Below are 20,860 nucleotides of genomic sequence, written 5' to 3' on the forward strand. Positions count from 1 at the left end.
GCCCGGGACCGCGATCTTCCTCGGCCTGCGCGACGGCGTGGCGTGGTTCGCGCAGCGCGCGGGAACGGCCAATGCGCAGGTCGTCGCCCCGGCGCCGCACCGCGTGGACCTGCGCAGCGCAGCCACCCATTGGCCCGCCTTCGATTCGACCGTCTTCGCCCAGGCCCGCGCCGTGCTGCACTGGCATGCGCGCCATCGATACTGCGGCGTCTGCGGCGCGGAGCTGCGCTACGAGCGCGCCGGCTGGCTCGGGCGCTGCACCGGCTGCAACCTGGAGCATTACCCGCGCACGGACCAGGCGATCATCGTCGCGGTCACCGACGGCCGCCGCCTGCTGCTGGGACGGCAGAAGCCGTGGGCGCCGCGGCGCTGGTCGGTGCTGGCCGGTTTCGTCGAACCGGGCGAATCCCTGGAACAGACCGTGGCCCGCGAAGTGCTGGAGGAAAGCGGCGTGCGCGTGCGCCAGTGCCGGTACCAGGGCTCGCAGCCATGGCCGTTCCCCAGCGCGCTGATGCTGGGTTTCATCGCCCATGCCGAACCCGACGAGCCGGTCGCCGGCGACGAGCTCGAGGACGTGCGCTGGTTCGAACCCGACCAGGTCCGCGCAGGGCTCGCTGCGGACTGGTCGAAGGCCGAGGCCGAAGGCGAGGGCATCATCCTCTCGGCACCGGTCTCGATCTCGCGCTGGCTGGCCGAACGCTGGCTCGCCACGCTGTAAACTCCGGCCATGGCCGCTACCCTCATCGCCGCAGTCGCCGCCATCATCCTGGGCCACGTGGCGCCCGCGTTCGCCGCCGGCGTGCGTTCGCACGAATGGTTCGGCAACTGGCTGCGCTGGCTGGACGAACGCTTCCCGGGCGACGGCGCCTGGCGCGGGCGCTACGGCATCGTGCTGGCGCTGCTGCCGCCGGTCCTGCTGGTCGCCCTGTTCCAGCTTGCGCTGGCCACGCCGTTGCTCGGCCTGGCCGGCCTGCTGTTCGGCATCGCTGTGCTGTTCTACAGCTGGGGCCCGCGCGACCTGGACGTCGACGTCGAGGCGGTAGTGGCTGCACCCGACCCTGTGGCGCGGCGCGAGGCGGCGCTGAAGCTGTGGCCGGATCCGCAGCGCGCGGTGCTAGATCCGCCGGGCATGGTGTCGGCGGTGTTCACGGCAGCCCAGCGGCGCTGGTTCGGCGTGCTGTTCTGGTTCCTCCTGCTGGGCGCGTCCGGTGCCTTGCTCTACCGCCTCGTGGCGCTTGCCGCCGACGGCACGGAGTCGCGCCTGCTGCCCGCCGGCACCGCCGCCGGTGCGCGCTGGCTGCATGCGCTGATGGACTGGCCGGTTGGACAGCTGATGACCCTCGCCCTGGCCCTGGCCGGCAACTTCGACACCGTGGTCGGCGCATGGAAGGAGCATGGCGGCGCCAGCTTCGACATGGACGCAGCCTTCCTCGCCGCTGCCGGCCGCGCCAGCGTGCGCGCCGAAGTCGCCGAGCAGGCCGAGGAATACATCGAAGAAGGGCTGACCGCGCCCGACCTGGCCACGCAGCTGGGCGAACTGCCCGAGCTGCGCGACGCGATGAGCCTGGTCTGGCGCATCCTGCTGCTGTGGCTGGCGGTGCTGGCGCTGTTCGTGCTTGCCGGCTGGGTGGCTTGAGGAGCCGGGAGCCGGTAGCCGGGAATCGGTAGCCGGAAGGGCTATTCCGCGGATCCGCGCAGGTGGCGGACTTGCGCTTCGAGTTCCGCCGCGGTGGTCGTCGGCGGCAGCGGCGGGCCGGCGTGCAACTCCACGTGCGCGCGGAAGCGACGCGGGACGCGCATGCGCCCCAGCCGGGAATCCCGGCGGCTCCACATGCTGGCCCACAGGCCGCGCAGTGCGAGCGGCACGACCGGCACCGGGCGGCGGGCCAGGATCCTCTCCACGCCCGACTTGAACGGCGCGATCCCGCCGTCCTTCGTCAATGCGCCTTCCGGGAAGATGCCGACGAGCTCGCCCTCGGCCAGTACGGCGTCGATGGTGTCGAATGCGCGCTGCATGAGGGCGGGATCCTCGCGTGCCCCGGCGATCGGGATCGCGCGCGCATTGCGGAAGATCCAGCGGAGTACCGGGATGTCGAAGATGCGGTGGTACATCACCCAGCGCACCGGACGCGGGATCGCCGCGGAAAGCACCAGCGCGTCCACATAGCTGACGTGGTTGCACACCAGCACGGCAGGACCCTCGTCGGGCACGTGCTCCTCCACGCCCCGCACCCGCAGCCGGTAGAGCGTGCGCACCAGCACCCAGCTCAGGAAGCGCATCAGGAACTCCGGCACGATGCTGAAGATCCAGATGGCGACCAGGGTGTTGGCCACCGCCAGCGCCAGGAACAGCTGCGGAATGCTCCAGCCGGCCCATTGCCGCAACAGCAGGCAGCTCACCGACGCGGCGACCACGAATGCCGAATTCTGGATGTTGAGCGCACCGATGGTGCGCGACAGTTCATCCTTCGGCGTGCGCGTCTGCACAAGCGCGAACAACGGCACCACGAAGAAGCCGGTGAACACGCCGATGCCGACCAGGTCGGCGACGATCCGCCAGCTGCCTGGTTCGCGCAGGAAGCCGGCGATGTCCAGTCCCGATGCGGCGACCACGCCGCTGCGCGCGAAGTACAGGTCGAACAGGAACGCGCTCATGCCGAACGCGCCCAGCGGCACCAGGCCGATCTCCACGGTGCGCGCCGACAGCTTCTCGCACAGCATCGAGCCGGCGCCGGTGCCGATCGAGAACAGCGCCAGCGCGAACACGTACAGCGTCGCCGAGCCGCCGAGGTTGAGCACGGCGTAGTCCGGCAGCTGGGTCGCGAACACCGTGCCGACGAACCAGAACCAGGAGATGCCCAAGATCGAGTTGCGCACCGCGAGCCGGCTGCGCGCCATGCGCAGCACGGCCACGGTCTCGGGACTCGGGGTCCAGTTGACCTCCAGGTCCGGCGCACCCGCGCCCGCGGGCGGGATCATGCGGCTGACCAGGTTGCCGGCGATCGCCAGCCCGATCACGCAACCGCCGGCGGCCCACGGACCGCTGGCGCCCGCCAGTTCGAAGATCATGCCGCCGGCGATCATGCCGATGAGGATCGACACCGAGGTCCCCATCTCGACCAGGCCGTTGCCGCCGGTCAGTTCTTCAGGTCGCAGCACCGAAGGCAGGATCGAATACTTCACCGGCCCGAACAGCGTCGACTGCACGCCTGTCAGGAACAGCGCCACCAGCAGCAGCGGCAGCGCCTGCAACACGAACGCGATCGCGGCCAGCGACATGATCGCGATCTCCATCGAGGTCGTGATCCGGATCAGGCGCGACTTCTCCAGCTTCTCCGCGATCTGCCCGGCGATGGCCGAGAACAGGAAGTAGGGCAGGATGAAGATCGCCGGCGCCAGCGAGGCGTACAGGGTGCGCTGGTCCGGCGTGGCCTCCATCCAGAACAGCAGGCCGATGATGGCCTGGCGGAACACGTTGTCGTTGAAGGCGCCGAAGCACTGGGTCGCGAAGAACGGCAGGAACCGCCGCTGCTTGAGTAGCTGGAACTGGTTCTGCGCCATTCAGGTCCCCGTAGCGGCAGCGGAAGCCGCGACCCCGGCGCCTATCGTATCCTGCCCCCATGACCACCCAGACCATGCCCGCCGCCTTCCTGGGCCACGGCAGCCCCATGAACGCCCTGGAGCGCAACCGCTATACGGACGCCTGGCGCGCGTTCGGCGCCTCGGTGCCGCGCCCGCGCGCGATCCTGGCGGTTTCCGCGCACTGGTACGTCAACGCCACTGCCGTCACTGCGATGGCGCGGCCGCAGACCATCCACGACTTCTACGGCTTCCCCCAGGCGCTGTTCGACATCCAGTACCCGGCGCCGGGGCTGCCGGAGCTGGCCGGCGAGATCGTCGAGGTCGTGAAGCCGGAGCAGGTCGGTACCGACCACGACAGCTGGGGCCTGGACCACGGCACCTGGTCGGTGTTGGTGCATGCCTTCCCGGAGGCCGACATCCCGGTCGTGCAGCTGTCGATCAACGCACTGCAGCCGCCTGCCTACCACCTGGAGATGGGCCGCAAGCTGGCGGCCCTGCGCGAACGCGGCGTGCTCGTGGTCGGCAGCGGCAACGTCGTGCACAACCTGCGCGCCATCGACTGGAAGCAGCCCGACGCCGGTTTCGACTGGGCGCGCCGTTTCGACGACTACGCGCGCCGGTTGATGACCGAACGCCCCGCCGATGCGCTGGAACTGTTCAACCACCACGACTTCCGCATGGCCGCGCCCACCGACGAGCACTTCCTGCCGCTGCTGTACATCGCCGGCATGGCCGCCGAATCGGGCAGGGGCGCCGACGTATTGGTCGACGGCTACGCCTATGGTTCGCTGTCGATGACCTGCTACACCGTGGGCAGCTGCGATCCCGCATTGCAGGACGGGCTGGGCGGCGCGGCGCCGCTGGAGACGGTGATGGCGCCGGAGGACGCGAACGTCTGAGGCGTCTTCGCGCGGGCTTTCCATGTCCGCTGGCAACATCGTCGGTCCCGAATGGAGACTGTCGATGAATGCGTTGATGAAGGCCGCTGGATGGGTCGCCGCAGGTGCGGCCGTGATGTACTTCCTCGATCCGCAGGCGGGGCGCCGCCGCAGGGCGCTGGCGCGCGATCGCGGTACCGGCGCCGTCCGCGAGCTGGAGCATTCGGCGCGTACCGCCGGGCGCGACGCCTCCAACCGCATGCGCGGCGCCATGGCGGAAGCGAAGTCGCACATTGAAGCCGCGCCCGTCGACGACGACACCCTGCATGAGCGCATTCGCGCCAAGCTCGGCCATCTGCTGGACCGCCCTTCGGCGGTGGAGGTCACGGTGACAGGCGGCCATGTCACGTTGAGCGGTGAGGCCAGCGACGAGGACGCCGCGGACGTGGCGCGCTACGTGGCGGGGATGCAGGGCGTGTCGGATGTGGAGAGCCGGCTGGCCTCGCGCGATCCGGAAGCGCCGGATCAGGGTTCGGCGAGGCATTAGCCGGAGCGCAGCCCGGCCGGGTTACAGCAACCAGATTTGCCCCCGCCGGACTGCTCGGGCCGGCTCCGGCAATCGTTGAGCCAATGGCTGTCGCGCTAGTCGTCTCCTGAGGCCGCGAATGCACGAACGGTCGCCTTCGGCCGCGCCGGCATCAGCGCTTGAGCTTGTCGGCCAGCTCCGGCCGGGCGACGAACATCAGCGTCTTGCCCTGCTTGTACTGCTGCATCAGTTTGGCCGAGACGAGGCCGAGCAGGTCGGATCGCGCCGTGTCGTAGGCAACATCGTGGGTACGTTGATGCACGGCGATGGTGAAGTGCTTGCCCGGGTGCTTCAGGGCGTTAAGGAGCACTGCGCGCTGTCGGTGGTTGAGCAGGCGTGCGAGCCGGCTGCCCGGCTTCAGTAGCGCTTCGGCCTCAAGCTGGGCCTGCTGTTTGCGGGCGATATATCCGTGGACGCCGTCAATGGCCTTCAACAGCACGTCGAGCTGGTGGGACAGGAAATAGGTGACGTCTCCCTCGTCCGACTCGGTGTAGAGATAGGCCCTGGAATACTGCGCAGGCGCCTGCCTGAGGATGCTGGAAATGGAGAAATATTCCGTCATCCAGAACCCGGACCGCAGCATCGACCAATAGAACAATGCCCTGGCGGTTCGCCCGTTGCCGTCGACGAAGGGATGGTCGTAGCCGAGCTGGAAGTGGATGACGATGGCGCGGACCACGGGATGGATGAAGTGTTCGTCGTCGTCGCCCTGGTTTGCGAAGTCGCAGAGTGCCTGCATCCTGGCCGGCAGTTCGGATGCTGGCGGCGGAACGTGGAGGACCGTCCCGGTTTCGTCCTCGATCACGATGTCTTCGCCTGCTTTGCGGAAGCGCCCCGCGGCCCCCGGGTCGTCGAGGGCGCCATCGGTGAGCATGCGGTGGATCTCGAACACGGTCCCCGGGGTCAATGGCCGGTCGAACCAATGTCTCAGCTCCTGCATCGTCCGGAAATTGTTGACGATCATGCGTTCGCCGTAGTCGCGCGGTTCGCGACCCGAACGCAGCATCTCCTTGGCTGCCTGGGTGGTGGTGGCCGCGCCCTCAAGTTGCGACGAGGTCATTGCCTCTTCCATCAGCGAACGCACCAGATAGCGTTCGCGCATGGTTTCCGACGGGATACCTCCGGTTCCCTGGAGGACACCGGCGGCGTCTCGCGCGACCAGGAAGAGCCGGCGCTGAATACTGTCGCTCAAGGTGATGCTGAAGTGGTTTCCCTTTCTGTCGCGCAGCGGCAGGAAGCGGGCAAGCGCCTGGCGCGCGAACTTGATGCCGAGCCACCATTGCTCGACGTCGAGCCCGGCTGGCGGATCCAGGTGGCGCAGGTGATCCCAGTGTTCGTACTTTCCCCCGACCTCGGCGCCGATGCGCAGCGAGAGTAGACGGCCGATTTCCCGCCCGTGCCGATGGCTCAGCTCTTGCCAGGAGGGAGGGGAGACAGGGAGCTTCATCAGGTTCTACCGATTTCATACCGAAACGTACACCAATCGGTATGAAATTGGTAGAATAATTTTAAATGATTGATTTTAATAGTAAATTAAATAGACTCGCGCTCGATGGCCCGCCAGCCGATGTCGTGGCGGTGGAACTCGCCGGGCCAGGAGATGCCGGCGACTTCCGCGTAGGCCTTGCGCTGGGCGTCGGCCACGCTGTCGCCCAGGGCGCACACGCACAGGACGCGGCCGCCGGCGGTGATGGCCTGGCCGTTCTCCAACCGGGTCCCGGCGTGGAAGACCTTGGTGTCTTCCAGGTCCGGGGCGTCCATCGAATTGATGGCGTCGCCGGTACGCGGCGTGCCGGGGTAGCCTTCGGCCGCCATCACCACGCCCAGGCTGGGGCGCGGGTCCCATGACGCTTCAACGCCGTGCAGTCGCCCGTCGATGGCCGCCTCCACCAGGTCGAGCAGGTCCGACTGCAGGCGCAGCATCACCGGCTGCGTTTCCGGGTCGCCGAAGCGCACGTTGAACTCGATCACCCTGGGCGCGCCCGCCTTGTCGATCATCAGCCCGGCGTAAAGGAAGCCGGTGAACGGCACGCCGTCGGCCGCCATGCCGCGCACGGTCGGCTCGACCACTTCGCGCATGATCCGCGCGTGGACTTCCGGCGTGACCACCGGCGCGGGCGAATACGCGCCCATGCCGCCGGTATTGGGGCCGGTGTCGCCGTCGCCCACGCGCTTGTGGTCCTGCGAGGTCGCCATCGGCAGCACGGTGCTGCCATCGACCATGGAAATGAAGCTGGCCTCCTCGCCGTCGAGGAACTCCTCGATCACCACGCGCGCGCCGGCGGCGCCGAAGGCATTGCCGGCGAGCATGTCGCGTACAGCAGCCTCGGCTTCATCGAGGGTCATCGCCACGATGACGCCCTTGCCGGCGGCCAGGCCGTCGGCCTTGATCACGATGGGCGCGCCCTTGTCGCGCACGTGGCCAAGCGCCGCATCGACATCGGTGTGCACCCCATAGTGCGCGGTCGGGATGCCGTGGCGAGCAAGGAAATCCTTGGCGAACGCCTTGCTGCCCTCGAGCTGCGCGGCCGCGGCGGTCGGGCCGAAGATGCGATGGCCGGTGGCGCGGAAACGGTCGACGACACCGGCCACCAGCGGTTGCTCCGGGCCGACGACGGTGACGCTCACACCTTCGCGCTCCACCAGGGCCACCAGGCCGTCCAGGTCGGTCGAGCCGACATCGACGTTGCGGCATTTTGTTTCGGTCGCGGTGCCGGCATTGCCCGGCGCCACCAGTACCTGGGAGACGCGCGGCGATTGCGCCAGCTTCCACGCCAGTGCGTGTTCGCGTCCACCACCGCCGATGACCAGGACTTTCATCGGTTCAATGCCTGAAATGCCGGATGCCGGTGAACACCATGGCGATGCCGTGCTCGTCGGCCGCGGCGATCACTTCGCTGTCGCGCATCGAGCCGCCCGGCTGGATCACGGCCTTGATGCCGGCTTCGGCCGCGGCGTCGATGCCGTCGCGGAACGGGAAGAAGGCGTCCGACGCCATTACCGAGCCAGGCACGACCAGGCCGGCGTCGGCGGCCTTGATCCCGGCGATGCGCGCGGAGTACACGCGGCTCATCTGGCCGGCGCCGACGCCGACGGTGCGGCCGTCCTTCGCGTAGACGATCGCGTTGGACTTGACGAACTTGGCCACGCGCCAGGCGAACAGCAGGTCGCCGAGCTGAGCATCGGTCGGCGCGATCCTGGTCACGACCTTCAGCTCGTCGCGCGTCACTTCGCGGATGTCGCTGGTCTGCATCAGCAGGCCCGAACCGACGCGCTTGACGTCGAAATTGTTGCGGCCGTCGCCGTGCGGGATGCGCAGCACGCGCACGTTGGCCTTCTTCTTCGCGTAGGCCAGGGCGTCGTCGTCGTAGTCCGGCGCGATCAGGACTTCGACGAACTGCCGGTCGAGGATGGTCCTGGCGGTCGCGGCATCGAGCCGGCTGTTGAAGGCGATGATGCCGCCGAAGGCCGAGGTCGGATCGGTCGCGTAGGCGGCCTCGTAGCTGTCGCCGCAGCCGGTGCCCACGGCCACGCCGCAGGGATTGGCGTGCTTGACGATCACGCAGGCGGCCTGCTCGAACTGGCGCACGCATTCCCACGCGGCATCGGCGTCGGCCAGGTTGTTGTAGGACAGCTCCTTGCCCTGCAGCTGGCTGAAGGTGGCCAGCGTGCCCGGCACCGGCCGCTGGTCGCGGTAGAACGCAGCCTGCTGGTGCGGGTTCTCGCCGTAGCGCAGGTCCATCACCTTGGCGAAGTTGCTGTTCTGTTGTCCCGGGAACAGCGCCTGCCTGCCGTCGCCGTCCAGCGAGGACAGGTAGTTGGCGATGCAGGCATCGTAGAAGGCGACGTTGTTGAACGCGGCCACCGACAGCGCGAAGCGCGTCTTCGCCGAAAGCGAGCCGTCGTTGGCATCCAGCTCGGAGACGATCGCCGCGTACTGCGACGGATCGGTGGCGACGGCGACGCGGGCGAAGTTCTTGGCCGCCGAGCGCAGCATCGCCGGGCCGCCGATGTCGATGTTCTCGATGATCTGGTCGAACGTGCTGTCGGGATTGGCCGAGACCTCGGCGAACGGATACAGGTTGAGCACCAGCAGGTCGATCGGGGCGATCCCGTGCTCGGCCATGACCGCGTCGTCGGTGCCGGCCCGGCCCAGCAGGCCGCCGTGGACCACCGGATGCAGGGTCTTGACCCGGCCGTCCATCATTTCCGGGAAACCCGTGGCCTGGCTGACGTCGGTAACCTCCAGGCCGGCCTCGCGCAGGGCGCGGGCGGTGCCGCCGGTGGACAGCAGCACCACGCCGCGGGCTGCCAGGGCCTGGCCCAGTTCGATCAATCCGCTCTTGTCGGAAACCGAAAGCAGCGCGCGGCGCACGCGCACGAAGTCCTGTGCCATCGGTTCAGTCGATCCCGTAGTCGCGCAGCTTCTTGCGCAGGGTGGCGCGGTGGATGCCCAGCATCGCCGCGGCGCGGCTCTGGTTGCCTTCGCAATGGTTCAGCACTTCGGCGAACAACGGGATCTCCAGCTCGCGCAATGCGATCTCGTACAGGTCGTTGGCACCGCAACCGTCGAGGTCGCGCAAGTAGCGGCGCACGGAGTTGGCGACGTGGTCGCGCAACGGCGGGCGCGGTCCGCTGCGTGAGGATTCGTTGCGATCGACGGCGTTCAAGCACTTCCCCTGCGGCGTGACCAGCACCGCCGGCGTGCCCGGCGGGGGAGGGGAAGTCTAGCGCGGCAGGCGCGCGGTTGCCACGCGGCATCCACGGGACGCTCAGCGGAAGTCGAAGGTGAATGCGACGACGCCGGGCATCGGCTCCAGGATGTCCATGGCCACTTGCGCAGCCTGTTGGCTGCCGATGGTGGCGTGTTCCGGCTCATGGCCCAGGTATTCGCGCGGCTGGAACGCGCGCGCACCGACCACGCGGCCGTCCACGTCCGACAGGGTCAGTACCAGCACCGGCCATGCCTGCGCCCAGCGCGCGTCGTTGCGGAACGTCGCCTTGACCCGCAGCGCGCCTGCGCGTGCGGGATGCGGACGCACGTCGCGGTCGACCAGCGTCATCGCGCCGGGTTCGCGCCATGCCGGCACCTCGCAGCGCAGGACGCTGCAGGCAGTGGAGACCAGCGGGCGCCAGCGCGCACTGGCGGCCAGTGCGGCGCGGTCCGCCAGCACGATCTGCACGACCAGCAGCAACGACAGCGCCGCGATGATCGCCGGCCCGCGCCAGTCGCGGCGACCGCGCTGCGCGAGCGCGGCGGCGGAGGGCGGCGAGATGAAGCTGGGCAACGTGCGGCGCATGGCGGCAGTTTAACGACGACGGCCGTCGATGCGGATCCACTCGTCCTCGCGCGCGACCTGCAGGTCGTCGAACCATGCGCCGTAGCGGTCCAGCAGCGGAGGTTCCTGGCCGGCGAGGATGCCGGACAGCGCGATCCGTCCGCCGGGCGCCACGCGCGCGGCCAGGGTTTCGGCCAGGGCGTCCAGCGCGGACGCCAGGATGTTGGCCACCACCACCGGATAGGTGGCAGCAGGTTCCTCTTCCGGCGAGTGCACCTGCAGGCGCTCGCCGACGCCGTTGCGCCCGGCATTGTCCGCGGTGGCGAGCAGGGCCTGCGGGTCGTTGTCCACCCCCACCGCATGCACGGCGCCGAGCTTCAGCGCGGCCAGGGCGAGGATGCCGCTGCCGCAGCCGAAATCGAGCACCGTCGCGCCCTCGAGTTCACCATCGGCGGCCAGCGCGTCCAGCCATTGCAGGCACAACGAGGTGGTCGGATGCGTGCCCGAGCCGAACGCGAGCCCCGGATCCAGCCGCACCACCGCCGCATCGGCCGCGGTGGCCCCGGCCGGCAGCGCCTGGTTCCAGGGCACGATCCAGGTGCGCGCGCCGAACCGCAGCGGCACGTACTGGTCCATCCACGCGCGTTCCCAATCCTGGTCGTCGACCTTGCGGAACGAAGCGCTGGTCCAGTCGAGCGCCGGATCGAAACTTTCCAGCGCCGCCAGCAGCATCAGTGCGTCGGCATCGTGCGGGAACAGCGCCGACAACGCGATGCCCTGCCACAACGGCGTCTGGCCGACGCCAGGCTCGAGGATCGCGCGCTCGTTGGGCGTGGCGGCGTCGGCGTCCAGCAGGGTCACTGCCAGCGCGCCGACGTCCTCCAGCGCATGTTCGTACCGCGGCTGCTCGCTTTCGCTGCAGCGGATGGAAAGTTCGAGGAAGGGCATGCCGCCAGCTTAGCGGCCGAACAGCCCCTTCAACAGCTTCTTCGGGTCCGCCTTGGGCCTGGCCGCGTCCTCGACGCCCTTGCCACCGGCGGTGCCGAGGCCCGCAGGCAGCATCACCGTGGACTTGCTGCGCAGGCGCAGGCCCCATTCCGGCTGCCACGAGGCCGGCGCCTTGGCGGGCCTGGGCGGCCAGGTCATGTGCTTCTCGGGGCCGTAGGCGATCATCTGGGTCATGCCCGCGCCGTCGCCGAAGATGCCGGCGGGGATCGAGCAGCTCGTCGTCTGCGGCGCCAGCAGCACCTTTTCCTTGATCCACTTGGCGACGGTCGCTTCGGGCAGGTAGTCGATCAGCCCCGAGCCGGGCTCGGCCATTTCGGCGCTGCTCCACATCACCAGCGCGTCGCCGTTCTGGCCGATCGCGTTGAGGAAATAGCCGGTCGCCTGGTCGACCGGCTTCCACTGCAGCTTCGTCGCCGCGCTGCCGCCCCCGCTGCTGGCGACGTCGATCGCGGGCATGAAGTCGTGCGCCGCCTCGATCGCGAAGCGCATCGACTCGGGCACGCCCGGGCCGCTGACCTGGTGCTCTCCGACCAGCGACGCCTTGTCGTTGATCGCCTTGCCGCTGCGGTCGTTTGGCCACAGCGCGTACTCGCGGCCGGGGGAGATGGATTTCGACGGCGACTGCCGTCCCTTCGGCATCGAACCGCTGACGTCGGCCTTGCCGTCCTTCATGCTGATGCGGATCTCGCGCGGCTGGCCCTTGCCCACGCTGTCGCCGCAACCCCAATAGATGAGGATGCGCGCGGTGCCGTCGCCGCCATCGGCAATGCCGCCGTCGATGCTGCCGCCGCCCTCGTAGGTCGCCTGGCGCTCGGGGGCAGGCGGCAGCAGCGGCAGGCTCTTGCCCAGGCGCAGCCCGGACGGGATCGCCTGCGCCGCTTCAGGCGCGGGATTGGCGCCGGTGTAAAGCGCGATGTCCATGTAGCGGCCGGGCAGGCCGGGGTACCGGGTCATGCCGTAGGTGACCTTGCCCTTGCCGAACAGGCCCATTGCCGCCTTGCCCAGGCCGCCGCCGGGCATGCCCGCCATGTCGTGGGTGGCCACGTCGATATACAGCTGCGGCAGCTTGTCCTTGCCGGCCGACTGGCTGGCGCCGGGCGCTGCCAGGGCGGCAACGGCGAGGGCAAGGCAGGAAATGCGGACTGGCTTCATGTCGTGACGCTCCTGTGGTCGATTCGATCAGGAGAGCCGTACGACGAAACCGCCCGCGGGAGGACATTCACGAACCCGAACATGGGTCCGTGGGCCATCCGGGCTTACACGATGGAGAGCGATTTTTCCTTCTGCTCGGCCAGGCGCTTTTCCAGGTAGTGGATGTTCTGTCCGCCCGCCTGGAAGCCGCCGTCGGCCATGATCCGCTGCTGCAGCGGTATGTTGGTCTTGATGCCGTCGACGACCATTTCGCTCAGCGCCACGCGCATGCGGCAGATCGCGGTCTTGCGGTCCGGGCCGTGCACGATCAGCTTGCCGATCATGGAATCGTAGTTCGCCGGTACCCGGTAGCCTTCGTAGATGTGCGAATCGATGCGCACGCCCGGGCCGCCCGGCGCATGGAAGTGCTGGATCAGGCCGGGGCTGGGCATGAAGGTGTCCGGATCCTCGGCGTTGATGCGGCATTCGATGGCGTGGCCGTCGAGCACGATGTCCGACTGCTTCAGCGTCAGCTTGCGCCCGGCGGCGATGGCGAGCTGCTCGCGCACCAGGTCGATGCCGGTGACCATCTCGGTGACGGGATGCTCGACCTGGATCCGGGTGTTCATCTCGATGAAGTAGAAGCGGCCGTTCTCGTACAGGAACTCGAACGTGCCGGCACCGCGGTAGCCGATGCGGATGCAGGCTTCGGTGCAGGTCTTGCCGATCTCCGCGCGCTGTTCGGCGGTGATACCGGGTGCCGGCGCTTCCTCGACCACCTTCTGGTGGCGGCGCTGCATCGAGCAGTCGCGCTCGCCCAGGTGGATGGCGTTGCCCTGGCCGTCCGCAAGCACCTGGATCTCCACGTGGCGCGGGTTCTCCAGGAACTTTTCCATGTACACCATGTCGTTGCCGAATGCGGCCTTGGCCTCGGACTTGGTGGTGGCAATGGCGTTGGCCAGCGCGGCCTCGGTGTGGACCACGCGCATGCCGCGGCCGCCGCCGCCGCCCGCCGCCTTCACGATGACCGGATAGCCGATCTCGCGCGCGATGGCGATGTTGGCCTCGACGTCGTCGCCGAGCGGACCGCCGCTGCCGGGCACACAAGGCACGCCGGCTTCCTTCATCGCGCGGATCGCCTCGACCTTGTCGCCCATCAGGCGGATGGTCTCGGCCTTGGGCCCGATGAAGACGAAGCCCGATTTCTCCACCCGCTCGGCGAAGTCCGCGTTCTCGCTGAGGAAGCCGTAACCGGGATGGATCGCCTGCGCGTCAGTCACTTCGGCCGCGGCGATGATCGCGGCCATGTCCAGGTAGCTCTGCGCCGACGGCGCCGGGCCGATGCACACCGACTCGTCGGCCATGGCCACGTGCTTGAGGTTGCGGTCCACGGTGGAGTGCACCGCGACCGTGCGGATGCCGAGCGCGTGGCAGGCGCGCAGGATGCGCAGCGCGATTTCGCCGCGGTTGGCGATGACGACCTTGTCGAGCATCGTGCGCGCCTCAGCCGATCACGAACAGCGGCTGGTCGAACTCCACCGGCTGGCCGCTTTCGGTGAGGATCTTCAGGACCGTGCCCGAGACGTCGGCCTCGATCGGGTTGAACATCTTCATCGCTTCGATGATGCCCAGCGTGTCGCCGGCCTTGACCGACTGGCCGACGGTGACGAACGGCGGCTTGTCCGGCGCCGGCGAGGCATAGAACGTGCCGACCATGGGCGAACGCACGACCTCGCCGTCGGGAAGTTGCTCGGCCGCCGGCTTGGGCGCGCCGCCGGTGGCGGCCTGGACCGGGGAGTTCATCGGCATCGCGGCGACGGGTGCGGCGGCGACCTGCGGCGCGGCAGCGACGATGCCGCCCTGCGGCACGCGCGCCAGGCGCACGGACTCCTCGCCCTCCTTGATTTCGATCTCGGCGAGGTTGGATTCCTCGAGCAGGTCGATGAGCTTCTTGATCTTGCGCAGATCCATGGCGGTTCTCTTTGCTTGGTATGCGGAAAGGGTCAGCCCAGCCGCGCGATGGCGGCATCGAGCGCGTAGCGGTAGCTGTCGGCGCCGAAGCCGGCCACGGTGCCTACCGCCAGGTCGCTGAAGTAGCTGGCGTGGCGGAACGGCTCGCGGGCGTGCGGGTTGGACAGGTGGACTTCGATGAAGGGGATGGCAACCGCGGCCAGGGCGTCGCGCAGGGCCACGGAGGTATGGGTGAAGGCGGCCGGGTTGAGCAGGATGAAGGCGGTGCCGTCGCCGGCGGCGGCCTGGACCCGGTCGACCAGCGCGGCCTCGCTGTTGGACTGCAGGCTCTCGAGCTGGTGCCCGGCGGCGGCGGCGCGGGCGGCCAGGTCGCCGTCGATCTCGGCCAGGCTCGTGCGACCATAGACCTCCGGCTCGCGGCTGCCGAGCAGGTTGAGGTTGGGGCCGTGCAGGAGCAGGAGTCGGGCCATGCCGCGATCGGAAAAGATTGGAGGCGCAGTCTGCGCGATGGCGCCGTTACTGTCCAGTTCGCCGATGTTCGCCGTGGTTTAAGCGATTGTTTGATTTTGGCGGAGGCCTCAGGGCTGTGCCCAGGCGTCGATTTCGCCATGCACGAAGGGGCCGATCCGCTGCTTCAGCAGGCGCCCGTCGGCCGAAACCAGGATGGAATAGGGCAGCACGCCCCTGGGATTGCCGAGCCGGACGCCGGCGTCGGCCGGTCCGGCCGCATCGATGAGGATGGGGTAGGAAACCGGGATTTTTTCCAGGAAATCGCGGACGTTGGCCTCGTCGTCGAGGGCGATCCCCACGACCTGCACGCCGGTGGGGCCCTGCGCCGTGGCGAAGCGCTGCAGTTCCGGCATTTCCTCGATGCACGGGCCGCACCAGGAAGCCCAGACATTGACCAGCATCGGTCGCCCGGCCTGCAGCGAGGACAGGGTGGTGGGGCGGCCGCCGAGGTCCGGCAGTTCGATCGCGGGAATCGTCTCGCCGCGGCTGGCGACCGGTACGCCCGCGGGCGGCTCGGGCGCCGAGGCGGAGATCGCCTCCCCCAGCAGGCGCTGGCCGAGCTCGGTCCGCAGGAAGGGACCCGGACCGGAGGTCATCAGGCTGGCGACGATGCCCAGCGCCCCGGCGCCGATGGCCACGAGCACGACCCTGGTCGACTGCCGCATCTCAGCGCGACCCCGCGGCCTGGCGCGCGCGCTGCGCGAACGCCCCGGCCTTCTCGAAACCCACCAGCCGCAGGCCGCGCAACTCCGCGCCATCGACGAAGAACAGCGTGCCCGGCGGGCCGATGATGCCGAAGCGCCGCATCAGCGCCTGGTCGACCTCGTCGTTGGCGGTGACGTCCGCCTTCAGCAGCACGAAATCCGCCAGTGCCGCCTGCACGCCGGGATCGGTGAAGGTGTACTTCTCCATTTCCTTGCAGCTCACGCACCAGTCGGCATAGAAGTCGAACATCAGCGGCTTGCCGGCCGCGCGCGCGGCGGCGAGTTCGCGGTCCAGGTCGTCGCCGGACTTGATGGTGCGGAACGCCAGCGCCTGGTCCTGCTGGCCACCAACGATGCCGGCCAGCGGCTGCAGCGGATCGTTGCCGCCGGCGAGCGCGCCGAGCAGTTGCGCCGCGCCCGCCACCGCCAGCACCAGGCCGGCGAAGATCGCTGCCATGCGCGTGTGCGCCGAATGCGTGTTCGCGGCGAATGCCCAGGCCGCAGCGGCAAGAAGCAACACGCCCCACGACGCGAGCAACACTGGCCCCGGCAGGATCCTTCCGAGCATCCACACCGCGAGTCCGAGGAACACGAAGCCGAACACGCGCTGCACCGCGGTCATCCATGGCCCGCTGGTCGGCATGCCGCGGCCGGCGGCCGCGCCGAAGGCGAGCAGCGGCAGGCCCATGCCCATGCCTAGCAGGAACAGCGCCGCGCCACCGAAGACCGGATCCTGGGTCTGCCCGATGTAGAGCACCGCCGCGGCCAGCGGCGGCGCCACGCAGGGACCGACGATCAGGGCCGAGAGCGCGCCCATCGCGGCGACGCCGGCCAGCGAGCCGCCGCGCTGGCGGTCGCTGAGCATGCCCAGCCGGGCGCGCAGCGATGCCGGCAACTGTAGTTCGTACAGGCCGAACGACGAGAGGGCCAGGGCCACGAACAGCGCCGAGAACGCAGCGATGATCCACGGCTTCTGGAAGATCACCTGCAGGTTGGCGCCGACCATGCCGGCAACGACGCCGGCAGCGGTGAACACCAGCGCGTTGGCGACTACGTACACCAGCGACAGCACGAGTGCGCGCGAGGTGCCCAGGCGCGTGCCCTGCCCGGCGATCAGTCCGGACAGGATCGGGATCATCGGCAGCACGCAAGGCGTGAACGCCAGCAGCAGGCCGGCGCCGAAGAAGCCGAGCAGCGCCACCCAGCGCGACTTGCCTGCAAGCGCAGCGGCAAGCCGCGTGTCCTCGGCCTCGCTGGGGGCGGCGGAAGCCGCGATGCCCGGTGCTGCGCTCGCGGCTTCCGCCGCTCCCACCGTCAGCGCGACTTCGCGCGTCATCGGCGGATAGCAGATGCCGTCGGTCTGGCAACCCTGGAAGGTGGCGACCAGGCGCAGCGCAGTGGCCGGGCCGGCTTCGCGTTGCAGCGGCAGCGGCACTTCGACCTGGTCGAAGTACACGACCACGTCGCCGAAGTGTTCGTCGTGGTGGTCGGTGCCCGGCGGCCACTGCGGTTGCCCGGCGGTGATGCCGTCGGCGCCTTCGATGCGGAAACTGCTGCGGTCGCGGTAGAGGTAATAGCCGGGTGCAGGGGTGAAGCGCAGCAGCAGGGTATGCGCGTCGCCGGTGATGGCCTCGAATCCGAACGCCTGCGATTCCGGCAGCGGATCGCCGGGGCCGGAACCGGCCAACCCCGGCAGGCGCAGCCCGTTGCTGGCGCCTGCGCCCGGCAGGCCGATCGCGGTGCCGGTGCCGGTGCCGGCCGCCGGCAGCGCCACGGTCAGCATGCGTGTCTGCGGCGGATAGCACACGCCCAGGTCGGCGCAACCCTGGTACCTGACCTTCAGCGTGACCGCGGCGGCGCCCGGCTCGGCGCTGCCGGGAAGCGTCGCGCGCAATGTTCCCCGGTAGGTCTCCACGTCGCCGAAGAACTCGTCGTGGTGGGGCTCGCCGTCGGGCAGTTGCAGCTCGCCGGCGCCGAACCCGGTGTCCTGTACCTCGACCGAGATCCTGTGGCGGTACAGGTAGTAACCGTCCGCGATCGCCCACGACAGTTCGACCCGGTCGCGCTGCGGCGCGATGGCCTGCAATGCGAACGCCTCGTCGACGGGCAGCAGTTGCGACTCGTCGATGGCCCGGGCCTGCGAAGCCGGCGCGAACAGCATCGCGCCCGTCGAAGCCATCGCCACCGCCACCGCCATTGCCCCCGCCCAGCGGCGGAGTCGCTGCAAAACCATCGCGTCAGTCTCCGGATCCGGCATCGATCGCCGGCCCGACATTGTCGGCGATCCCGCCGGCGCATGCCGGCACCGGTGCCGTCACTCGGTCGTGGCGCCGCGCCGGATCCGGCCGACGCGCTGCGAGGCAAGTTGCTCGGCCAGTTCGAGCAGCGGCAGGCGCGCCTGGGCGGCGGCCTGGCGGAAGGCGGTCAGCAGGCGGCGCTCCTGCGGATCGTCGACCAGCAGCGCATCCACCGCGGCCACGGAGTCGAGCAGGGATTCGGCCGAGGGCGTCATCGGGCCGCGCCCGGTCGCCAGCCATTCGAACTGCGCGCCGGTGATCAACGCCAGCTTGCGCAGGTGGTTCATGCTGGGCTTGCCGCGCTGGGCTTCCCAGTGGCTTACCGCGCTGCGCTGGACGCCCAGTTCGGCGGCCATCTGGGCCTGTGAAAGGCCTGCGCTGCGGCGGGCGACGCGGATGCGGTGGGCGGCTGCGCTGTCCATCTCAAGGCCTCGCTAGTGATATTAGCGAGGTTATCAATAATAGCCCTCGATTGTCTAGGAATGATAGCCACGTGTGGCTTTACGGTGGCGAGAATGGCTCTACAGCGGGCTGCTTCCGTTAAAAGCTATCGGAACTAGCCTTTTTGCCAGCTATCGGCTCTTCCCAAATTCCGGGCTTCCACTCATATTCGGTTCCAACGACACGGATGTCGGGATCCCGGCCTCCGTGCCGGGCGACAGAAGCCCCGGATGACCGATTGGGCGGTCTTCCCGGACTGGGTCGAAACCCGGGCGCGCATTCTCCCCTGGAATGCGCGCCCTTTTTTTGCCTTCTTGATTTGCCCCCCTTGAATCGGCGCCGCGCCGCCCCATTTCCCCTGCAGCCCCGTCCATCGGGCACTTTTCGTGCCGCGCGGCTGGCAGTCGCCTGGGTCGACTGCTAAGATCGCCGGCCGTTTCTCCAACCACTCAAGTACTTGCGAGGGTTGCAATGAACATCAAGCCGCTTTACGACCGCGTCGTGATCCAGCGCATGGAAGAGGAAAAGATGTCCGCCGGCGGCATCGTCATCCCGGACACCGCCACCGAAAAGCCGATCAAGGGCGAAGTCGTGGCCGTGGGCGAGGGCAAGGTGCTGGACAACGGCTCGCTGCGCGCGCCCAAGGTCAAGGCCGGCGACAAGGTGCTGTTCGGCAAGTACAGCGGCACCGAAGTGAAGCTCGACGGCACCGAATACCTGGTGGTGAAGGAAGACGACATCCTCGCCGTCCTCGGCTGAGCGCCCGCTCCCTTCATTCCCTTCATTCCCCTTATTCCCCGCTTTTGAGGTAACTGCACATGGCTGCCAAGGAAATCCGTTTCGGCGAGGACGCGCGCTCCAAGATGGTGCGCGGCGTCAACACCCTCGCCAATGCCGTCAAGGCCACCCTGGGCCCGAAGGGCCGCAATGTCGTGCTCGAGAAGAGCTACGGCGCGCCGACGATCACCAAGGACGGCGTGTCCGTCGCCAAGGAGATCGAGCTGGCCGACAAGTTCGAGAACATGGGCGCGCAGATGGTGAAGGAAGTCGCTTCCAAGACTTCCGACAACGCCGGTGACGGCACCACCACCGCGACCGTGCTGGCGCAGGCGCTGATCCGCGAAGGTTCGAAGGCGGTTGCCGCCGGCATGAACCCGATGGACCTCAAGCGCGGCATCGACCAGGCCGTGAAGGCCGCGATCGAAGAGCTGAAGAAGATCAGCAAGCCCACCGCCGACGACAAGGCGATCGCGCAGGTCGGCACCATCTCGGCCAACAGCGACGAGTCGATCGGCGCGATCATCGCCGACGCGATGAAGAAGGTCGGCAAGGAAGGCGTGATCACCGTCGAGGAAGGCTCGGGCCTGGACAATGAACTCGACGTCGTCGAGGGCATGCAGTTCGACCGCGGCTACCTGTCGCCGTACTTCATCAACAACCAGCAGTCGATGTCGGCCGAGCTGGACGATCCGTTCATCCTGCTGCACGACAAGAAGATCTCGAACGTGCGCGACCTGCTGCCGGTGCTCGAGGGCGTGGCCAAGGCCGGCAAGCCGCTGCTGATCGTCGCCGAGGAAGTCGAGGGCGAGGCCCTGGCGACCTTGGTGGTCAACACCATCCGCGGCATCGTCAAGGTGTGCGCGGTCAAGGCCCCGGGCTTCGGCGACCGCCGCAAGGCGATGCTGGAGGACATGGCCGTCCTGACCGGCGGCACCGTGATCTCCGAGGAAGTCGGCCTGTCGCTGGAGAAGGCCACGATCAAGGATCTCGGCCGCGCCAAGAAGATCCAGGTCTCCAAGGAGAACACCACCATCATCGACGGCGCCGGCAACACCGGCGACATCGAGAGCCGCATCAAGCAGATCAAGGCGCAGATCGAGGAGACTTCCTCGGACTACGACCGCGAGAAGCTGCAGGAGCGCGTGGCCAAGCTGGCCGGTGGCGTTGCGGTGATCAAGGTCGGTGCCTCGACCGAGATCGAGATGAAGGAGAAGAAGGCCCGCGTCGAGGACGCGCTGCACGCGACCCGCGCCGCGGTGGAAGAGGGCGTGGTCCCGGGTGGCGGCGTGGCCCTGCTGCGCGCCAAGGCGGCGATCGAGTCGCTCAAGGGCGCCAACGAGGACCAGACCCACGGCATCGCCATCGCCCTGCGCGCGATGGAAGCCCCGCTGCGCGAGATCGTCACCAACGCCGGCGAGGAGCCCTCGGTCATCGTCAACAAGGTCAAGGACGGCAAGGGCAACTTCGGTTACAACGCCGCCAACGGCGAGTTCGGCGACATGGTCGAGTTCGGCATCCTGGATCCGACCAAGGTGACCCGCACCGCGCTGCAGAACGCGGCGTCGATCGCCGGCCTGATGATCACCACCGAGGCGATGGTCGCCGAGCTGCCGAAGAAGGACGAGCCGGCGATGCCGGGCGCCGGCGGCATGGGTGGCATGGGCGGCATGGACTTCTGATCCGCCTGCAACAC

General features: G+C 68.6%; 20 protein-coding genes. 6 read left to right on the top strand and 14 right to left on the bottom strand.

The window, feature by feature from the left end:
* A partial coding sequence (gene nudC / locus QAA18_RS04735; protein WP_279411428.1) for an NAD(+) diphosphatase occupies positions 1–718 on the top strand: 718 nt, incomplete at its 5' end.
* A gap of 9 nt (positions 719–727) precedes the next feature.
* Positions 728–1,636 (top strand): hypothetical protein, encoded by a 909-nt coding sequence (locus QAA18_RS04740; protein ID WP_279411429.1) that lies wholly within the window; start codon positions 728–730, stop codon positions 1,634–1,636.
* Between the two features lie 41 nt (positions 1,637–1,677).
* Here the strand turns inward: QAA18_RS04740 and QAA18_RS04745 are convergent, their stop codons facing one another.
* Complete coding sequence (locus tag QAA18_RS04745) at positions 1,678–3,561, bottom strand: MFS transporter (protein ID WP_279411430.1); 1,884 nt, start codon at positions 3,559–3,561, stop codon at positions 1,678–1,680.
* Positions 3,562–3,620: 59 nt separating this feature from the next.
* On the opposite strand from QAA18_RS04745, the gene ygiD reads away from it, so the two are divergent.
* Complete coding sequence (gene ygiD, locus QAA18_RS04750) at positions 3,621–4,481, top strand: 4,5-DOPA dioxygenase extradiol (protein ID WP_279411433.1); 861 nt, start codon at positions 3,621–3,623, stop codon at positions 4,479–4,481.
* A 64-nt stretch (positions 4,482–4,545) separates the two neighbouring features.
* Positions 4,546–5,007, top strand: a complete 462-nt coding sequence (locus tag QAA18_RS04755) for a BON domain-containing protein (protein ID WP_279411434.1) — start codon at positions 4,546–4,548, stop codon at positions 5,005–5,007.
* 151 nt (positions 5,008–5,158) lie between these two features.
* Here the strand turns inward: QAA18_RS04755 and QAA18_RS04760 are convergent, their stop codons facing one another.
* The 13 genes from QAA18_RS04760 to QAA18_RS04820 all read right to left on the bottom strand — a co-directional run bounded on the left by QAA18_RS04760 (position 5,159) and on the right by QAA18_RS04820 (position 18,368).
* On the bottom strand, positions 5,159–6,493 hold the full coding sequence (locus QAA18_RS04760) for a Fic family protein (protein WP_279411436.1): 1,335 nt from the start codon (positions 6,491–6,493) through the stop codon (positions 5,159–5,161).
* 86 nt (positions 6,494–6,579) lie between these two features.
* Positions 6,580–7,866 (bottom strand): phosphoribosylamine--glycine ligase, encoded by a 1,287-nt coding sequence (gene purD / locus QAA18_RS04765; protein ID WP_279411438.1) that lies wholly within the window; start codon positions 7,864–7,866, stop codon positions 6,580–6,582.
* Between the two features lie 4 nt (positions 7,867–7,870).
* Complete coding sequence (purH, locus tag QAA18_RS04770; protein ID WP_279411441.1) at positions 7,871–9,442, bottom strand: bifunctional phosphoribosylaminoimidazolecarboxamide formyltransferase/IMP cyclohydrolase; 1,572 nt, start codon at positions 9,440–9,442, stop codon at positions 7,871–7,873.
* Positions 9,443–9,446: 4 nt separating this feature from the next.
* Positions 9,447–9,716, bottom strand: a complete 270-nt coding sequence (gene fis, locus QAA18_RS04775) for a DNA-binding transcriptional regulator Fis (protein ID WP_279411443.1) — start codon at positions 9,714–9,716, stop codon at positions 9,447–9,449.
* Positions 9,717–9,818: 102 nt separating this feature from the next.
* The gene (locus QAA18_RS04780; protein ID WP_279411445.1) at positions 9,819–10,346 is read right to left on the bottom strand and encodes a DUF3426 domain-containing protein; all 528 of its coding nucleotides are present in this window, start codon (positions 10,344–10,346) and stop codon (positions 9,819–9,821) included.
* Between the two features lie 9 nt (positions 10,347–10,355).
* A complete protein-coding gene (gene prmA / locus QAA18_RS04785; RefSeq protein WP_279411446.1) occupies positions 10,356–11,273 on the bottom strand; it encodes a 50S ribosomal protein L11 methyltransferase in 918 nt (305 codons plus the stop codon).
* A gap of 9 nt (positions 11,274–11,282) precedes the next feature.
* Entirely contained in the window at positions 11,283–12,485 is a 1,203-nt protein-coding gene (locus QAA18_RS04790; RefSeq protein WP_279411447.1) for a hypothetical protein, read from the bottom strand.
* A gap of 104 nt (positions 12,486–12,589) precedes the next feature.
* A complete protein-coding gene (gene accC, locus QAA18_RS04795; protein ID WP_279411448.1) occupies positions 12,590–13,957 on the bottom strand; it encodes an acetyl-CoA carboxylase biotin carboxylase subunit in 1,368 nt (455 codons plus the stop codon).
* Between the two features lie 10 nt (positions 13,958–13,967).
* On the bottom strand, positions 13,968–14,435 hold the full coding sequence (accB, locus tag QAA18_RS04800) for an acetyl-CoA carboxylase biotin carboxyl carrier protein (protein ID WP_279411449.1): 468 nt from the start codon (positions 14,433–14,435) through the stop codon (positions 13,968–13,970).
* Between the two features lie 32 nt (positions 14,436–14,467).
* Complete coding sequence (gene aroQ / locus QAA18_RS04805) at positions 14,468–14,905, bottom strand: type II 3-dehydroquinate dehydratase (protein WP_279411451.1); 438 nt, start codon at positions 14,903–14,905, stop codon at positions 14,468–14,470.
* 108 nt (positions 14,906–15,013) lie between these two features.
* Positions 15,014–15,610, bottom strand: a complete 597-nt coding sequence (locus QAA18_RS04810) for a TlpA disulfide reductase family protein (protein ID WP_279411453.1) — start codon at positions 15,608–15,610, stop codon at positions 15,014–15,016.
* Position 15,611: 1 nt separating this feature from the next.
* Complete coding sequence (dsbD, locus tag QAA18_RS04815; RefSeq protein ID WP_279411455.1) at positions 15,612–17,882, bottom strand: protein-disulfide reductase DsbD; 2,271 nt, start codon at positions 17,880–17,882, stop codon at positions 15,612–15,614.
* An 81-nt stretch (positions 17,883–17,963) separates the two neighbouring features.
* Positions 17,964–18,368, bottom strand: coding sequence for a helix-turn-helix transcriptional regulator (locus tag QAA18_RS04820; RefSeq protein ID WP_279411457.1), 405 nt, complete (start codon positions 18,366–18,368; stop codon positions 17,964–17,966).
* Between the two features lie 490 nt (positions 18,369–18,858).
* Here QAA18_RS04820 and groES point away from each other — a divergent pair, with 490 nt between their 5' ends.
* Together groES and groL are read left to right on the top strand one after the other, a co-directional pair.
* Positions 18,859–19,146: a co-chaperone GroES gene (gene groES / locus QAA18_RS04825; protein WP_279411459.1), complete on the top strand. Its 288-nt coding sequence runs from the start codon at positions 18,859–18,861 to the stop codon at positions 19,144–19,146.
* 59 nt (positions 19,147–19,205) lie between these two features.
* A complete protein-coding gene (gene groL, locus QAA18_RS04830; RefSeq protein ID WP_279411463.1) occupies positions 19,206–20,846 on the top strand; it encodes a chaperonin GroEL in 1,641 nt (546 codons plus the stop codon).
* Positions 20,847–20,860: the final 14 nt, after the last annotated feature.

Source organism: Luteimonas sp. 8-5 (assembly GCF_029763755.1).
Lineage (GTDB): Bacteria > Pseudomonadota > Gammaproteobacteria > Xanthomonadales > Xanthomonadaceae > Cognatiluteimonas.